Origin of the sequence: Acinetobacter dispersus (genome assembly GCF_009884975.1) — a bacterium.
In the GTDB taxonomy this organism is placed as follows: Bacteria; Pseudomonadota; Gammaproteobacteria; order Pseudomonadales; family Moraxellaceae; genus Acinetobacter; species Acinetobacter dispersus.
Genome location: NZ_CP041970.1, coordinates 1,046,745 through 1,063,861, shown reverse-complemented (window position 1 = coordinate 1,063,861; position 17,117 = coordinate 1,046,745). Strand labels below are relative to the sequence as shown.

Annotated in this window: 16 protein-coding genes; 1 reads left to right on the top strand and 15 read right to left on the bottom strand. The window is 38.8% G+C overall.

Features of this window, described 5'->3' with window-relative positions:
• Positions 1-3: 3 nt before the first annotated feature.
• From FPL17_RS04735 to FPL17_RS04700, 8 genes are all read right to left on the bottom strand, one after another.
• Positions 4-882, bottom strand: a complete 879-nt coding sequence (locus FPL17_RS04735) for an AraC family transcriptional regulator (RefSeq protein ID WP_159883581.1) — start codon at positions 880-882, stop codon at positions 4-6.
• A 314-nt stretch (positions 883-1,196) separates the two neighbouring features.
• Positions 1,197-1,511, bottom strand: coding sequence for a hypothetical protein (locus FPL17_RS04730; protein WP_159883579.1), 315 nt, complete (start codon positions 1,509-1,511; stop codon positions 1,197-1,199).
• Between the two features lie 70 nt (positions 1,512-1,581).
• Positions 1,582-2,286: a GntR family transcriptional regulator gene (locus tag FPL17_RS04725; protein WP_159883577.1), complete on the bottom strand. Its 705-nt coding sequence runs from the start codon at positions 2,284-2,286 to the stop codon at positions 1,582-1,584.
• 6 nt (positions 2,287-2,292) lie between these two features.
• A complete protein-coding gene (gene uca / locus FPL17_RS04720) occupies positions 2,293-5,898 on the bottom strand; it encodes an urea carboxylase (protein ID WP_159883575.1) in 3,606 nt (1,201 codons plus the stop codon).
• 19 nt (positions 5,899-5,917) lie between these two features.
• Positions 5,918-7,747, bottom strand: coding sequence for an allophanate hydrolase (gene atzF / locus FPL17_RS04715; RefSeq protein ID WP_159883573.1), 1,830 nt, complete (start codon positions 7,745-7,747; stop codon positions 5,918-5,920).
• A gap of 250 nt (positions 7,748-7,997) precedes the next feature.
• On the bottom strand, positions 7,998-8,354 hold the full coding sequence (locus tag FPL17_RS04710) for a winged helix-turn-helix domain-containing protein (protein WP_005188250.1): 357 nt from the start codon (positions 8,352-8,354) through the stop codon (positions 7,998-8,000).
• 59 nt (positions 8,355-8,413) lie between these two features.
• Positions 8,414-9,523 (bottom strand): S-(hydroxymethyl)glutathione dehydrogenase/class III alcohol dehydrogenase, encoded by a 1,110-nt coding sequence (locus tag FPL17_RS04705; RefSeq protein ID WP_032859012.1) that lies wholly within the window; start codon positions 9,521-9,523, stop codon positions 8,414-8,416.
• Between the two features lie 20 nt (positions 9,524-9,543).
• On the bottom strand, positions 9,544-9,819 hold the full coding sequence (locus tag FPL17_RS04700; protein WP_004806866.1) for a metal/formaldehyde-sensitive transcriptional repressor: 276 nt from the start codon (positions 9,817-9,819) through the stop codon (positions 9,544-9,546).
• Between the two features lie 296 nt (positions 9,820-10,115).
• On the opposite strand from FPL17_RS04700, the gene FPL17_RS04695 reads away from it, so the two are divergent.
• Positions 10,116-11,624 (top strand): phospholipase D family protein, encoded by a 1,509-nt coding sequence (locus tag FPL17_RS04695; protein ID WP_159883571.1) that lies wholly within the window; start codon positions 10,116-10,118, stop codon positions 11,622-11,624.
• A gap of 1 nt (position 11,625) precedes the next feature.
• Here the strand turns inward: FPL17_RS04695 and FPL17_RS04690 are convergent, their stop codons facing one another.
• The 7 genes from FPL17_RS04690 to FPL17_RS04660 form a co-directional block, all read right to left on the bottom strand.
• Complete coding sequence (locus FPL17_RS04690; RefSeq protein WP_159883569.1) at positions 11,626-12,072, bottom strand: DUF6334 family protein; 447 nt, start codon at positions 12,070-12,072, stop codon at positions 11,626-11,628.
• Between the two features lie 63 nt (positions 12,073-12,135).
• A complete protein-coding gene (locus FPL17_RS04685; RefSeq protein ID WP_159883567.1) occupies positions 12,136-12,726 on the bottom strand; it encodes a uracil-DNA glycosylase family protein in 591 nt (196 codons plus the stop codon).
• A gap of 156 nt (positions 12,727-12,882) precedes the next feature.
• Complete coding sequence (locus tag FPL17_RS04680) at positions 12,883-13,506, bottom strand: LysE family translocator (protein WP_228277593.1); 624 nt, start codon at positions 13,504-13,506, stop codon at positions 12,883-12,885.
• Between the two features lie 70 nt (positions 13,507-13,576).
• Entirely contained in the window at positions 13,577-14,398 is an 822-nt protein-coding gene (locus FPL17_RS04675) for an AraC family transcriptional regulator (RefSeq protein WP_159883563.1), read from the bottom strand.
• A 188-nt stretch (positions 14,399-14,586) separates the two neighbouring features.
• Positions 14,587-15,384, bottom strand: coding sequence for a class I SAM-dependent methyltransferase (locus FPL17_RS04670; protein WP_159883561.1), 798 nt, complete (start codon positions 15,382-15,384; stop codon positions 14,587-14,589).
• A 78-nt stretch (positions 15,385-15,462) separates the two neighbouring features.
• Positions 15,463-15,723, bottom strand: a complete 261-nt coding sequence (locus FPL17_RS04665) for a hypothetical protein (protein WP_159883559.1) — start codon at positions 15,721-15,723, stop codon at positions 15,463-15,465.
• Positions 15,724-15,902: 179 nt separating this feature from the next.
• The gene (locus FPL17_RS04660; RefSeq protein WP_159883557.1) at positions 15,903-16,994 is read right to left on the bottom strand and encodes an LLM class flavin-dependent oxidoreductase; all 1,092 of its coding nucleotides are present in this window, start codon (positions 16,992-16,994) and stop codon (positions 15,903-15,905) included.
• Positions 16,995-17,117 lie beyond the last annotated feature (123 nt).

Here is a 17,117-nt window from a genome sequence, read left to right as displayed (position 1 = left end):
TGATCATGACTCCGTTTCAGTATTAAATTCAGCATGTTTCGGTGGAAAACCAAACTGCTTTTTAAATTCTCGGCTAAATTGAGAAGAGCTCTGATATCCAACAGCATAAGCCGCCTGAGCCACACTTTGGTCTGCGTTTTGCAACAATTGTTTTGCCTTATGCAACCGAACCACTTTTAAATATTGCAATGGTGAATATTGTGTGACTTGTTTAAAGGCTTTATGAAATGCAGAAGTACTCATATTAGCTTGCTCTGCCAGCATCTCAACTGTTAATTTTTCTGTAAAATGATGTTGAATATATTCACAAATTTTATAAATCGGTCTGAGATTGCCCTGAGCGACCAAGCCTGTTAAGGCATCAGCACCTGAATGTTGTATCACTCGATAGAGCAACTCCCGTTTAATTTGATCTCCTAAGATCAATACATCCTGTTCAGACGTCAAGGTATTTAATAAACGGATGAGGACATTCGATATCGTTTGGTCATATTGGATCACACTCATTCCTGTGGTGAGTGGCTTAAACTGGTAATTCTCAAAATAGGTTTTAGCCAGTAGCTCATTTACAGTATCTGCCTCTAACTTCATGCTGATCGCAATCATTGGTGCTTCTGGACTGGCAATAGTGTCACAATCAAAGGGCATGGAAACTGAGACAATTAAACATTCGCTTTGCTTGAATGAATAAGTCTCTGTGCCGATATAGCCACGTTTTTGACCTTGCAATACAAACACGAGGGTTGGTTCTTGCAACACCGCAATCGGTGGTGTGTTGTGATCGACACGCATTAGGGTAATGCCATCAATGGCTGTAGCAAAAAAACCTTCTTTATGTACCAGTTTTAGAAATAATTTGATTAGGGTTTGGTCATTCATCATGTGTCATCTGATGATTTGAAATGTGATTTTTATTATTAAATAGCAAACAGATAAAAACTGTTAGTTTTATGCAGAATTAGGCATGGAAAAGAGAGTTTTGTGAAGCCTAGCTTTCATATACTACTTGGCTAAATCATCAAAACTAAAGCGCATGACTTGACCAGAAATCATTTTTTATTATCGGAAAAGATGATAGAAAAGTGACAAAAAAATATCCCAATCTCACTAAAATAATCTCCAAGTTCAGGCACTCTTTCCATACACCTGATGCTCCCCAGTCTTCTCCCTCAAAACCATGATTATTTGACCGTCTCCTAGCTTTCAGATAATTTAAAATATATTTGGTAGTTCTTAAAATATTTATTAATTAAACGGTCTTCCCATTCTTTTACATTATTGCAAGAGGCATCAATAGCTACATTAACACAAGAAAAAGGTGCATCTAGATATTTTGTAAAAACTACAAGAAATCCTTTTTCTTCATAGATATGAGTTGCTAGAACTTTTCCTAAGCCCTCCTCATAAAACTCGAAAAGTTCCAATTTTTGTTCTTCACAAAATTTATATATATTAAGCTCTACAGCTAATATTTCTTGATTGTCCTGCTCAGACCAAATTGATTCCGACATTGTTAACACCTTATTTATGTTATTCGATAATTTAGTTTAGATTCATCATATAAATACTAACACCGTCAATCTAATAAAACTGACTCGAATCCAGCATCTGTAAGGTAATTTTTTTCACTTCATCACGACTTTGCATAATATGCGCTTCAATCGCATTGATCGCTTGTTCAGTTAGTCTATCGAAAATAAAACCTAATATTTTTTGATGTTCCTGATAAGTTGCCTCCACTCGATAATCTTTGGAAAAATCCAAACGGCGGATGATTCGGATTCGCTCACTTAAGTCTCGATGGATCCTTGCCATCTCATTATTGCCTGAAGCTCGGACCAAAGCACAATGAAAATCCTCATCTTGCTGAGACAACTGTTTAATATCTTTTAGATACTCAGAAGGTTGTACTAACCAGAGGTCTTTTAACACCGACAGCTCAACCGAATTGTGGTGGTCAATCTGACAGAGTTTACGAATCGAATCTTTTTCCAAAACAATACGTACATCATAAAGCTCTTCATAGTAACGAAAATTGAGCGGTCGAATCTGCCAACCGCTCCGAAAGCTCACATCAACATAGCCCTCTTGTTGTAAGCGATATAAGGCTTGTCGGATTGGGGTACGACTCACATCATAGGCTTTGGCAACTTCAGACTCAGTAAAGCGTTCACCTGGCATCAATTTGAAATCAAAAATATCATTCTTGATGCGTTGGTAAACCAGCTCAGACAAATTGTCTGAGCCTTTGGTTGTGCTTTTTATGTTGATGTTCGCTTCTTTCATGCAAGCTTATTCCATATAGACCAATGGTTCGCCACTGTGTACAGTTTGCCCTGCTCGGCAAATAATGGCTTTAACAATACCATCCTCTTCCGCATAGACAGGTAACTCCATCTTCATCGCTTCAATAATAGCAACAGTTTCACCTTTTTTGATCTCTTGACCATGTTCCACAAAGATCTTCCAGATATTTCCTGTCATTGAAGCATTTAAAGAAGAAAGATGGCTGTAATCAACATGATTGGTTTGCTCAATATGTTGTTCTGGTTGTGTAGCAAATTCTTCTTTCCAACGACTCACCTCAGTGCTAAAGGCCTGTTGTTGCTTGTCCTTAAATGCCGCAATACTTTCCGCTTCATTGCCCAAGAATTGTACATAGTCTGCATAGTCAAACTCGGTTTGTTCAATCTGAATTTGAGCGCGACCATTTTCAAAATCTGCGCGCCACTCATTCAATTCAGCTTCAGTCACAGGGAAATATTTAATCTGGTCAAAGAATTGCAAGAACCATTGTTTATCACCAAATTGCTTGTTCTTTTTAAACTTGTTCCAGATCGGCAACGTGCGCCCAATCAACTGATAACCACCCGGTGAATCCATGCCATAAATACACATGTACATCCCGCCAATACCGACAGTGCCTTCCGCAGTAAAAGTACGTGCAGGATTGTACTTAGAGCTGAGTAGACGGTGACGTGGATCAATCGGTACCGCACATGGAGCTGTTAGATAGACATCGCCCAAACCAAGGACTAAGTAGCTGGCATCAAAAATAATATCTTTGACTTCATCACGATGTGCTAGCCCGTTAATACGTTGGATAAAATCAACATTATTCGGCAACCACGGTGCTTTGGCGCAAACACTTTCCTGATAACGTTCCACTGCACCCAGCGTCGCACTGTCTTCAAACGCCATTGGTAAATGAACAATACGCGATGGGATTTTCAGTTGGCTTAAATCGCCCATTTGATCTTCGAGTTTAAGCAATTGCTTAATGAGCTCAGCTTGAGGAATCATCAGACCATCATATTTAATTTGTAGTGAACGTACGCCCGGTGACAATTCCAAAACACCTGCAAGATTGGCATCACGAATCATTTGAATGAGTTGATGCACACGCAAACGAAGCGCCAAATCTAAAACATTTTCACCATATTCGAGTAAGATATAGCTATCACCCGCTTGGCGATAGACGGTTTTTGGTGATAAATCAGTTAGTTCACGTTGAGCCAAAATGGTGGTAAATACATCTTGAGCTGGTTCAATGGTTTCAACGACTTTAGCAGCATCGGCGAAGTTCTGGATATTGTCGATTTGCTTAAGTTCTAACTCGTTGGCCTGCTCGACTGTAATCGGATAAAAACGGATTTTGTCATCGGCTTTTAATTGCCCTACTTTCCACAATTCAGCTTTGGCAATCGTCACAGGACAAACGAAGCCACCTAAACTTGGGCCATCTTTTGCCAAAATCACAGGGAAATCACCTGTAAAGTTGATCGCACCAATGGCATATTCACAGTCATGCACATTGGATGGATGTAGGCCTGCCTCCCCGCCATTCTCTCTGGCCCAGCTCGGTGTCGGACCTGATAGTCTGACGCCTAAACGGTTTGAGTTAAAGTGAACCGTCCACTCAGAAGCAAAGAATTCTTCGACATATTCAGGTTTAAAGAAATCAGGTGCGCCATGCGGCCCATACAACACGGCAATTTCCCATTCATTGCTGTATTCTGGAATGAGATCTTTGGATAAGGCTTGTGGTGTCTCGGTTGCCAGTGGCAATTCCGCACTGGCAAGTTCTGCATCGACCATTTTGATCATGTCACCAACACGTAAAGTCCGGCCTGCATGACCACCAAAATTACCCAATGCAAAGGTTGATCGGCTACCTAAATATAAGGGTACATCTAGTCCATCACGTACAGCTAAGTATGTACGGCAGCCTGATGCTACTTGACCAATTTTCAAGGTTTGACCTGCTTTGACCTTAATCGGTTGCCAAAAAGCAATGCGTTGGTCATCCAACACGGCAGTACAGCTTGCACCCGTCAGTGCAATGGTGGTATCTGCATGAAATTTTAATGTTGGCCCAACCAAGGTAAATTCAAAACCCGCTGCTTTGGCATCATTGCCCACAATGCGATTAGCCAGTTGGAATGCATAATCATCCATAGGGCCAGATGGTGGTACACCAATATCCCAATAGCCTGTACGCCCAGGATAATCTTGAATTGAACTAAGTGTACCCGCTTGGATCACTTCAATGACTTTTGGCGAATAGTCAAAATCATCGAGCATACGTGTCCAGATTTGCATGGATTCAAAACGTTGGTCAGAAACAATCGCACGTGCATAATCCAAGTTGGTGCTGATGCCATTTAAACGTGTTTCCGCTAAAACCACTTTTAATTTTTCAATCGCAGTGGCTCGATCCTCCGCATGCACAATAATCTTGGCAATCATTGGATCAAAATACTGGGAAATTTCGGTACCTGTTTTCACCCAAGTATCAACACGGATACCTTCTGGAAATGAAACTTCAGTGAGCACACCCGGGCTTGGCTGGAAATTTTTCACAGGATCTTCGGCATAGACTCGGACTTCAATTGCCGCACCTTGCGGTTGGATATTGCTGAGATAGTCCCAATCCAATGCATCGCCAGCCGCCACTTTGAGCATACACTCGATCAAGTCAAGACCTGTCACCATTTCCGTTACTGGATGCTCCACCTGTAAACGGGTATTCACTTCAAGGAAATAAAATTCATCCCGCTTGGCATCATAAATAAACTCAACCGTTCCTGCACTGCGATAATTGACAGAGCGACCCAATTCAACTGCGGCTTGATGTAGCTTTTTACGGGTTGCTTCAGGCAAGTTTGCTGCGGGGGTTTCTTCAACCACTTTCTGGTTACGACGTTGCAATGAACAATCACGCTCTCCAAACGCAACCACTTGACCTTTACCATCACCAAAAATCTGTACTTCGACATGACGTGCTTTATCAATAAAACATTCAATAAAAACACCTGCATCTTTAAAGAACTGCTCACCTAGGCGTTTCACGCTTTCATAAGCATCGGCCAGTGCTTGTGGGCTGTCGCAACGGGTAAGGCCGATACCACCACCACCTGCGGTGCTTTTAAGCATGATTGGATAACCAATACGTTCAGCCGCAGTCAATGCTTCCTCTAAACTGTCTAGTAAGCCTGTACCAGGGGTCATCGGAACATGGGCCGCTGCGGCCAGTTCACGTGCACGGTGTTTTAAACCAAATTCCAGAATCTGTTCTGCAGTTGGCCCCATAAAGGCAATATTATTTTCTTCACAAGCACGAGAGAAATCTGCACTCTCAGACAGGAAACCATAGCCCGGAAAAATTGCTTCTGCCCCAGTTTGTTTAGCAGCTTGAATCAGTTTTTCGATACTCAAATAAGTATCAGCTGGTTTTAAACCATTTAGTGCAATTGCGACATCTGCATCCTGTACATGCTGTGCATAACGGTCGCTGTCTGAATAAACCGCGACACTGGTGATACCTAGTTTTTTTAGTGTTCGAATTGCTCTAACAGCAATTTCACCACGGTTTGCAATAAGTACGGTCTTAAACATGATGATTTCCCCCTAAAAATTAATTGGCTGCATTTGCTACTTGGTTATTGCGATGTTGGATATACGCTCTCCAACCGCCAAAATGGCTGATATTCTCTGCATCGCCTAAGCCATAGGGTTCACAAATAAAGCCTTTAACCCAACGACCATCTTCAAGTTCGACATTGCCCATGCCCAATGGGGTTGGAATTTCTGCCACAAACTCACCGAAGCGTGCTGTTGGTACATCCCAAAGCTCGACAATGATGCTTTGTCCATCTTGCTGACGAGCCAAACCCGGTTTTGGCGGAACCGTGCCATTTAAGGCATAAAGCGCATAATCCTGAGAAGTTTTGGTGGTTTCAACATGAACGGCACCGCGTGTGGTGAGCTGAAAATTCAATGGCATCCCTGTTAGATGAGCCCCTACAACTGCGACACGAATATGATGAGGTGACACCAAAGTCGGTGTACTTGCTACAGCTAATGTCTTATCTAAAGCGCCAAGTTTGAGTGCTAAATAGTTCTGCCATGCTTTACCAAAATGGACTAAGGCTGCATCGTGCCAAGCAGGTGCAATTAAGGTGATGCCAAAAGGTAGGTTGTCAGCTCTAAAGCCTGCGGGTAATGCCAAGGCACTTAAATCAGCGAGGTTGGTGAAATTGGTATACGTGCCGAAATGCGCGTTATATTCAATCGGATGCTGTTGCATTTGTTCAATGGTATAAATCGTTGGTGAAGTTGGCACGATCAAGGCATCAAACTCAGCCAAGCTGTCTTGAATTTTACGGGTCAAATCCTGTTTTAAATATTCAGCGTTGTAGGCATCCACGGCTGAATACTTTTCACCTTGTTGAATAATCTCTAAAACGGTCGGATCAAAATCAGCAGCATTGGTTTTGAGTAGATCAGCAGCCGCTGCAGTGCGTTCTGCCACCCAAGGGCCTTGATAAAGTTGTGCTGCAAGTTGTTCAAAAGCAGAAAAATCAATGCGAGTAATTTCAGCATTTAAGCTCTCCAGCAATTGAATGGTGTGTTGAAAGGCTTTTTCCGCCAGCTCATCACCAAAGAAATTTAATTGATTCGGAATGGCAAATTTCAATTTGCTGGAAAAACGCGCAGGTACGTTTTTAGGATGTTGACGTGAATAGCTATCTAAAGCGTCATAAGCTTCGACTTGAGCAGCCACCAATTCAGCATCAGTCACTGTAAGAGCAAAGATTGAAATACAATCAATACTTTTTACTGCGGGTAATAGGCCTCGATTAGAAAAGCGGCCTTTGGTTGGCTTTAAACCGACAATATTATTAAATGCTGCTGGCACACGTCCTGACCCAGCGGTATCAGTTCCTAAAGAAAATGGAACTAAACCTCTTGCTACCACACTGGCAGAACCTGAACTTGAACCACCACTGACATATTCAGGTTTAAAACTATTCGGTACTGCCCCAAATGGTGAACGTGTGCCAACCAAACCTGTGGCAAATTGATCAAGATTGGTTTTACCAACGACAATCGCGCCGGCTTGTTTAAGTAAACGAACAGTTTCAGCATCTTGTGTTGCAACAGTATTTAATGCCTTACATGCTGCTGTGGTAACAAAACCAGCCACATCAATATTGTCTTTGACTGCAAATGGCACACCATAGAGAGGAAATTGTTTTTGCAGATTTTCAGCATCTTGAGTCAGTTGCTTTAAAGATTGGATTTGTTGCTCAACTAAATCTGCACTCGCAAGAGAAATCCAAGCAACGTCCTTAGGATCAAGTGCAGAAACTAACTCCTTCAAAATATCGAGTTGAATTTCTTGCTTTAAGTACGCCGTTTGCCATTCAGAAATTGTCCAGCCTAAAGTTTTTATTTCGCTCACTTTATGAATCCTATCTTGTATACAAGTTTGAATAGATAAAAGCAGAAAGTGTGCCAATAATTTTTTTAACATATAAATTAATAGCTTAATAAATTTATTAAAGTTTTATGCGGTTTGAATGGTTTATTGATGGTGCTAAAAAGATCCGACAAGAATATGTATGCGCTATAACTCAGCAAATTTTTATTGAGAAAGAAAAAATCAAAACAAAGATGATGAAATACTGTTTAAATTATTTATATTTATAAGATTATTTATTTACTTTTAGATAATTGGCTAAATCTTCAAACTCAGTTGCAACAGCCTGAATTGCTTGCTGCTCCATTGCTCTAAATTTCTTGAGCACCACTTGCCCCAATTCGGTTACCACTGCACCACCACCATGCGTTCCGCCTGTTTGGGTATCGACCAGATTGGAATGAAAGCATTGATTCATGGTATCAACCAGTTGCCAAGCACGGCGATAACTCATGTCCATAGACTTTGCTGCTTGAGAAATTGAGCCTGTACGATAGATTGCTTCAAGTAGCTCAGCTTTACCTGGACCAAAAGCAATCTGCTCATCAGATAAGATTCGCACATGTAGCTTTAATTGTGCTTTTGACATTGCATATTACCCAAGATTTGATGATGTATTTCACACCATCAAATCCTATCATTTTTAAATTAGAAATGAATCACAGTACGAATCGACTTACCTTCATGCATTAGATCAAAGGCATGATTAATATCGTCCAACGGCATAGTATGTGTTACGAATGGCGCTAACTCAATTTCACCTTTCATTGCATCTTCTACCATTTTCGGTAATTGGCTACGGCCTTTTACACCACCAAAAGCAGTTCCCATCCATTTACGTCCTGTCACCAACTGGAATGGACGTGTTGAGATTTCTTGACCTGCACCTGCAACCCCAATAATAACCGATTGTCCCCAGCCACGATGTGCACATTCCAGTGCCGAACGCATCACATTGGTATTGCCAATACATTCAAAAGAATGGTCAACGCCCCAACCTGTCATTTCAACAATGACTTGCTGAATAGGTTGCTCATAATCTTTTGGATTAAGGAAATCTGTTGCGCCAAACTGTTTTGCCAGTTCAAATTTATCTGGATTGGTATCAATGACAATAATACGCCCAGCTTTGGCTTGACGTGCGCCTTGTACAACTGCAAGACCAATACCACCTAAACCAAACACAGCAACACTGTCACCTTCCTGTACTTTCGCAGTGTTCTGTACTGCACCAATCCCTGTGGTTACACCACAACCGAGTAAACACACTTGTTCGTGATTGGCTTCAGGGTTAATTTTTGCTAGAGACACTTCTGCAACAACGGTGTATTCACTAAAGGTTGAACAACCCATATAGTGATAAATCGGTTGTCCATTATAAGAAAAACGTGTTGTGCCATCTGGCATCACACCTTTACCTTGAGTTGCGCGAACAGCAACGCATAAATTGGTTTTGCCCGATTTACAGAATAAGCATTCTTTACACTCAGCGGTATACAACGGAATCACATGGTCACCGACTGCAACACTGGTCACGCCTTCACCAACCTGCACCACAACCCCTGCACCTTCATGGCCTAGCACTGCGGGGAAAACACCTTCAGGATCATCACCTGACAAAGTGAAGGCATCAGTATGGCACACGCCAGTATGGGTAATTTTAATCAGGACTTCACCCGCTTTAGGTGGTTCAACATCAAGCTCTACGATTTGTAATGGTTCGCCTGCGGCAAAAGCAACGGCTGCACGAGATTTAATCACAATGACACTCCTGAATTTTACTTTAAATAAGATTTAAGAATTTTACTGACTTGAATAAGCTCTTGACTGCGTTGCAACTCAGAAGATTCACCGACAACCAGTGTATCTTTTAAATGAATTTCGAGAAGTTCCGTCATCAAACCATTTAATGCACCACGAACTGCACAGATTTGCTGCAAGATATCAGCACATTCTGTGTCACTTTCCAAAGCACGTTCCACACTCTGAACTTGGCCTTGGATTCGTTTTACACGTGTGAGAATCTTTTTTTTATCCTCTAATTGTTTAGGCATAATGTCGACCACATTAAATCTAAAAATATACTATACACCAGTATAGTACTTAAGCTCAATATTTATTGATCTAGATTCTATTAGGCTGTACTCATTGGAACTTATTTACATATAAAATTAAATTATTAAAATGATAACTTATTGATTATATTTATAATTACATTTCACCCTTGGAACAAACAAACATTTAGATATATAAGAAAATCAATCATCTATACATTACTGTTGGATCCACACGCTTGATCAATAAAATGATAAACAATTCATACCATTTTAAGATAATGACACTTGTTATCATGTTAGGAATTGGTGGTTGTTCTTTGCCACCCAACCAGAACCATGATCGGAGTAACTCCTTGCATACGAAAACAAAGTGGATGAATGATCCACAAGCCGATCTTAATATTGAAAAAGGTTTAACTGCATTTTTAGCATTGGATGATGCCTTCTTAAGTATTGCCTCTCGTATTCATTTAATTCGAAATGCCAAGTATCAATTGGATTTACAATATTATATTTGGAATGACGACGCCATTGGCAACATGATGCTGCATGAGTTGCTCAAAGCAGCTGATCGCGGGGTAAAAGTCCGTTTATTGATTGATGATCAGAATGGCGTAAAACTAGATAAAACCTTAAAAGCCCTAGCCCAGCATCCAAATTTTGAAATCCGTATTTTCAATCCTTATAAGTTTAGGCACTTACGCTTTATTGATTATGTTTTTAGACTAAAACAGATTAATCATCGTATGCACAATAAGCTCACTATTGCCGATCATTCAATCGCAGTGACGGGTGGGCGTAATATCAGTAGTGAATATTTTGATGCCAGCGACCAGTTTCAATTTAGCGATATGGATATTTTGTTCTACGGTAAAGCCGTCGATCGCGCGGAACAGGTTTTCGATGAATTCTGGTCAGATAAGCTCAGTTATTCAACAGAACAATTAATGGGTTCTGGTACACCTCAACAACTGGAAAGTTTAAGAAATACTTATAAAGCCTTAGATCAGGTTGATACACCCACCGAAGATAAACTCGAAGCCGCTCAAGATTATTTAAAATTACGTCTACAAAACTATCCGATCCAATGGGCAAAAGCGCATTTTGTCGCAGATCATCCGAATAAGGCCTTAGGACAAGCCAAAGATCAGGAACTTTTATATGCTCAAGTTCTGAAAATTATGGGTAAACCAGAACAACATATGGAGTTGGTCTCCGCTTATTTCGTACCAACTAAACAAGGAACCACCTACCTCAATCAACTCACCAAAGATAGTATTCAAGTCCGTGTCTTGACCAATAGCTTAGTGGCGAATGATGTCGCCGTGGTACATTCTTTTTATAGCCAATACCGTAAACCACTTTTACAAAGTGGCGTACAACTCTATGAGTTTAAACCGAATATTGAACGTAAAAAACGGACTTGGTATGAAATTGCGACAGGTAGCGTGATTCCTGTAAAAGGCAAAAACCGTTCAAGTTTGCATGCCAAATTTTTTGATGTCGATGGAAAAGTTTTTATTGGATCGTTTAACTTTGACCCGCGCTCTGCTCATCTAAATACAGAAGTTGGTTTAGTGGTGGAATCTGATCATTTACAAGACCAGATCACCGCCATGCTTGATCAGCATTTGTTACAAGTGGCATATCAGCTCAAATTAGATCAAAATGGCAATATTGTTTGGTATGAGCATAAAGAAAATGGTGAAGTAGTTGAACATCATCATGACCCTGAAAGTACCAGATTTCAGCGTTTTACCATGCACTTTGTGTCTTATTTTCCTGTTGAATGGATGATGTAAATTAAATTAGATATGTATCAATTCCTACCGAACTCAACTCATATTGTAGACCTGAAGCTAAAGCAATCAATGTGAGTGTTCCACAAAAAGGAGGAGTTTCACTAGTTAATATCCCACTAAATAATTTCAATTTAACTCCATCGGTGTAACCTCTTTCATTAATAATTGCAAACAATGATCCAATCTCTAAGCCTTTCAAATTAGAGAGGCTATTAAATTCTTTATACTCTTCAAAATTGATCTCTAATTTAGTTTTAAGGATTAATTCAATTTCATCAAACTCTCGATTTACTTGAAAGACCCAAAGCTTAAAATCAATTTCAATCATTAATTGTTCTATAGAAAATGAGTTATCTTCACTATTTCCATCTCTATCTATATAAATATTATCGATCCTTCTGATGCCACTTTCATTCTGTATAGCCTCAAAAACATTACTATGAATCATACTTATATTCCTTTTATTTTATAGTAGCTTATAATCATGATTGGTCATTTTCATAACAACAAACTACACTAAACCAATTTGTCTAAAGAACTGTTGATAGGCTTCTGCTTTCTTATCCAGCGCTAAAGGATAGGCTCTTGATGATGATGGTAATCGGTATAAATTCAGCTCTCGATCATCAAAATTTACCTGTACCGACTGTCCAATCATAGGCTTACTAGCTTGCTCTGGAAAGTGTAGCATCAGCGTATCTGTCGCTTTATCGCCTGTAGTCATAATGGTATGGCACAGTGGAATTTGTTCCAGTAATTTGGATAAATCTGTAGGCGTAACAATTTCTAAAAATTTATCAGATGCATTACCTTGTAATCGTTTCACTTGATAGGCCGTGTCAAAGATTCCTACACCAATTTGAGTTAAGAACTCACGGATCAGTTGCTCTTTAAAATTTTTATTGGGTAAATCTAAAAAATGATTTTTATCTTTAAAGAAAACAAGACCAAATATCCGCCACATGTCATTTTGAAGGTTTGGATAGTAAAAATCCATCTTCCAGCGAGTTTGTGGCGGTGGAAAACTGCCAAGCATCAGCAGCTTTGCAGTCGCAGGTAAAAATGGTTGCAATGGATGTGTTTCTATTTCTATATCAGTCATTTATACAAAGAGCCAATTTTTAAATTGAGTGAAAATTTTCGTTTATTTTATAGAATCTTCTAGTGCTTTGCTTGGTTCTTTTTGTCCCCCAAAATTCATCGCAATAAAATACTCTAAATATCCTTTTTCATCCGACTTAAAATAAGGCCAACTTTGTTATAAGCGAACAAATAAAACCATTAAGCCTAAAAATACAATAATGACGCCAAAAAATCTGTTGATATAAATACCGTTTTTAGAGTTTGATTTGACATTAACAGCAATTTTTTCAGCTAAAAATACTAGAGGAATTTGTATTAACAACATGATAATGATCAACTCAACGCCAAGTATTAACATTTGCAACGTGACACCACCAGCCTCTATTTGAATGAACTGAGGAATAAAGGCCAGTGTAAATATAATCGCTTTGGGATTTAAGAGGTTGGTGAGTAATCCTTCTGCATAAAGCTTTTTATTGCTTTTCTTAGACTTGGTATTATCAATGTTAAGTGGATTATTATTTATAAATATACTAACACCAACCCACAAAATGTATAACGCACCAACAATGACAAAACTTTTATACAATACAGGAGAAGAATAAATTAATGCCGTTACACCAGCAATTGCAAATAGGATATGGAACATCACTCCAGTCACAGCACCCAATACAGTGATCAATCCAGCCTTAGCTCCCTGACTCATTGCATTTGATAATGCACGCAACATATCAGGACCCGGAATAAGCGTTAAGATCGTAGCAGAAATAGCAAACAGCCAAAGTATTGAAATATCCATAAACATCATTTGAAACGTTAATTGGACATATTTTCAATATCTCTAAACCAACAAGATAGAATGATATTGCTCAGCGACTGAAGTTGCGATAATTACGAGGAGTCGTCCCATAAGTAGATTTAAATGCTCTTCCTAAATGAGACTGATCAGAAAAGCCACAGCTAACTGCAATTTCTGCGATATCACGACCTGCCGAAAGCATTCTTTTCACTTGCTGTAGTTTAAGTTGCCGTTGATAACGACTTGGGGACAAACCAAACTTTGCTGTAAATTGGCGACATAGATGGAATTTCGACATACCTGCTGCTTGAGCTAATCTGTCTAGACTAATTCCTTCTAACTGATAATCATGAAGATATTCTTTTGCTCGTATTAAATGTGATGATGCTGAACTCTTTTCGCTTACAAGGTTTTGTACTCCAGCAGAAGAAAATACGTGAAGAAATTCAGCCATGCAGTTAGTCCAAACAACGTCTTTTTCAAATTTATCAGCGTCTATGTTTGTTAAAACTGTGGCAGCCTCACAAAGCTTTTCCGCAAATACAGTTTGTTTTAGGCCAGCCACAATATTCGGAGGTAAATGCATTTCCATACTTTCAGCCGTATTAAATACACTCTCCACCTTTGGATAAAACATAAAATAGCGACATCCTTGCTCGCCAACGACCGTTCCAGCATGAACTTCCCCTGGAGCAATGATGCTGACTTCACCACAGTGGACAATCCCTTCCATTTTTCGCTGTGCACTATTGTTATTTGCCCCTCGCAATACAACACCAACAGACCAAGTATCATGCCAATGCCTTTCAAACTCATGGTCAGAAAAATCTGCGATAAGTAGCTCTAAGCTATCCAGATCATCAAAACAATGTATTCGTGCAGAATTCTTCATATCAACTCAATCTTAAAGCTTTAGACAATTCATAATGAAAGTTAAATTGATTATACGTTTATCTTAAAGAAAAGCTTCATTAAGGAAGAGCCTTTAGCATGAAAACAACCATTAGATTTTAAAAAAAACACCTGCAAGCCAATTAAAGTATTTTAGTAATAAGCTATTAATATTTAATTAATTTAAATCTAAATATTTTGGTTCTTTTCACCCAATATTGAGAACATCAATGGTAATTTTTTGCCAAAATGCTCAATCCTGTATTTTTCATTCTCTTTCATCATATTGGCAAAACAGTTATAGGATGAGTAATCATATTCTTTGAATTCGAGAACATTTATTCCATGATTGATTAAACTTGTAAATATTTCACTCAGGCTATGATTCCAAGTGATTGTTTGATAGTTTATTTCCGCTGATTTATCAGCATAAGAGCCAGTAGATGTTTCATTTATAGGGTCATTTTTGAAGTAGCTAAATGTTATATTTTTAATCTCATCATCAAACATCCATATGACTGGATGAAATTCAACAATCAAAAATTTACCCCCAATCTTTAAAAAATTGGATATCACCTTAGCCCATAAATCTAAATTTTCTAACCATCCTATAACACCGTAGCTCGTAAAAATGTAATCGTATTTTTTGTCTAAAATATTGGGTAGTTCATAAATATCGGAGCAAATAAACTCTACATTTAAGCCTAGTTCATCGTTAAACTCTTTTGCTTTTTTTATGGCTTCTTCTGAAAAATCTATAGCTGTAACATTAGCTCCAAGTTGAGCCAAAGACATAGAATCTTGTCCGAAATGACATTGTAAGTGCAATATGGATTTGCCTGAAATATCCCCTAAAATACCCAACTCTATTGGATTTAGTGTGTTTCTTCCTTTTAGAAAGGAAAAATTATCATAAAACTCGCTGTTGATATGCGCATTTGTTTTTAAGTTCCAAGCATGCTTATTAATACTGATATAGTCACTCATCATTTATCCTTTTAGGAACTTAAAAATTAGTTTTAATTATAAAGAGAAAGCCCTTTAGGGCCTTCTTTTACATCTAACCTAAGCATTAAATTGCGATTCTGTCATTTCACCTAAATAGCAAATCGAGATCGCAAATAAATTCTCTGGTTCAGTCTTGGGATCATTCTTTTGAATCCACTCGGCGCCTATGACGCTTAATTCGTTCAATTTAGATTTAGAAACTGGTGGCAAGAATGTTTCTAGTGGCAGCTGAATGCTGAAATTCCTTGTATTGCCGTTATTACTCTTATCATTAAACGTATAACCAATTAAGTACCAATGATATTTCTGTTCAGACATTTGTTATTCTCAAGTTTAATTATTGAGCTAATCTTATAGCACAAAAAATATAGATTCCTACTCAAAATTCATTACTTTTTTCATATAAATAAAGGACTCACAACACATTGTGACAATCCTTAAATGGCTAAAGATTGTCACAAGTTCAACGAGCAATCAGAAAATTCTTTCAATCATAATTATGATTTTAGTAAACCTCTATCTTTTAAAATCGGTAAAACGTGATCCCTGAAATATGGAAATTCTTGCGTATAATTGAGGAAAGATAAGGTACTGCCTGAAAAACCTGTTTCATGTAACAGTATCAACCCTTCAGCAACTTGTTCAGGAGTACCAACCAATGGAAAACCGCCATGACCTACGGCAATACGTTGGCGCAATTCTTCCCGTAAATCAGCTGGGAAAGATTTACAAAACGAAAATAAGGTATCCATTAATTGCTGTATAGCACCATGATCTGCATTATTTAATTGTCGATCCCACTCAGCTTTCGCTTCTTCTTCAGTTGGCCGACAAATCACATGAGCAAAGGTCAGGACTTTAATTTTTCGACCTAAAGTTTCAGCCTCATCTTTAAGTTCTTTAATTTCTGTCACTGAGCGTGCTAAATCAGCGGCGGGTGTAAATAAAAAATCTGAGTTTTTAACTGCAAACTCGCGCCCTTCTTTTGAACCAGCGGCATTAAAAATGGGTGGAAAAACTTGAGGAGCTGGTTTGCCATAGGTGCCTTGGGTTTGAAAAAATTTACCCTCCCAATTGAATGGCTCAGTACTTTGCCAAGTTTTTTTAATTAATTCATACCATTCTTGTGCATAACCATATCGTGTCTCATGATCATCAGGTAATTGTAAACCCATAGCGTCGTATTCAGGTTTATTCCACCCTGCGACGATGTTTAGCCCAACACGATTATCACTGACTTGGGCCATGGTTGCGATTTGTTTTGCGACGACAATTGGATGATTCAATACTGTATGTAAAGTAGCGAAGATCTGAATATTTTTAGTTTTTGCTAATAATGCAGATGTCCATGTCACTGTCTCTAACACCGTTCCATGAAAATCCTTTTTGCCGCCATGACCAATAAAACGTGCCGCGGATAACATGAAATCAATTCCTGCATCATCGGCCATTTGCGCTAATTCTAAATTTTGGCTCCAACTGGCATCCCAGCCATCATCTAGAGTTGAAGGTGTTAAGCCTCCAGAACAATTAGAGGCAAAAATGCCCAATTTAAAATGATCAGATAAATTGAAGTTATGTTGATGCATGTTTTTTTCCTTTGTTAATATAAATCGTTAAAAATTTGGAATGAGAAAATCAACTTCCCGAAAAAAGCCAACCTTTATCAAAGTAAGGACTTATTTCTCTATGTTATAAAATCGGTGCTACTG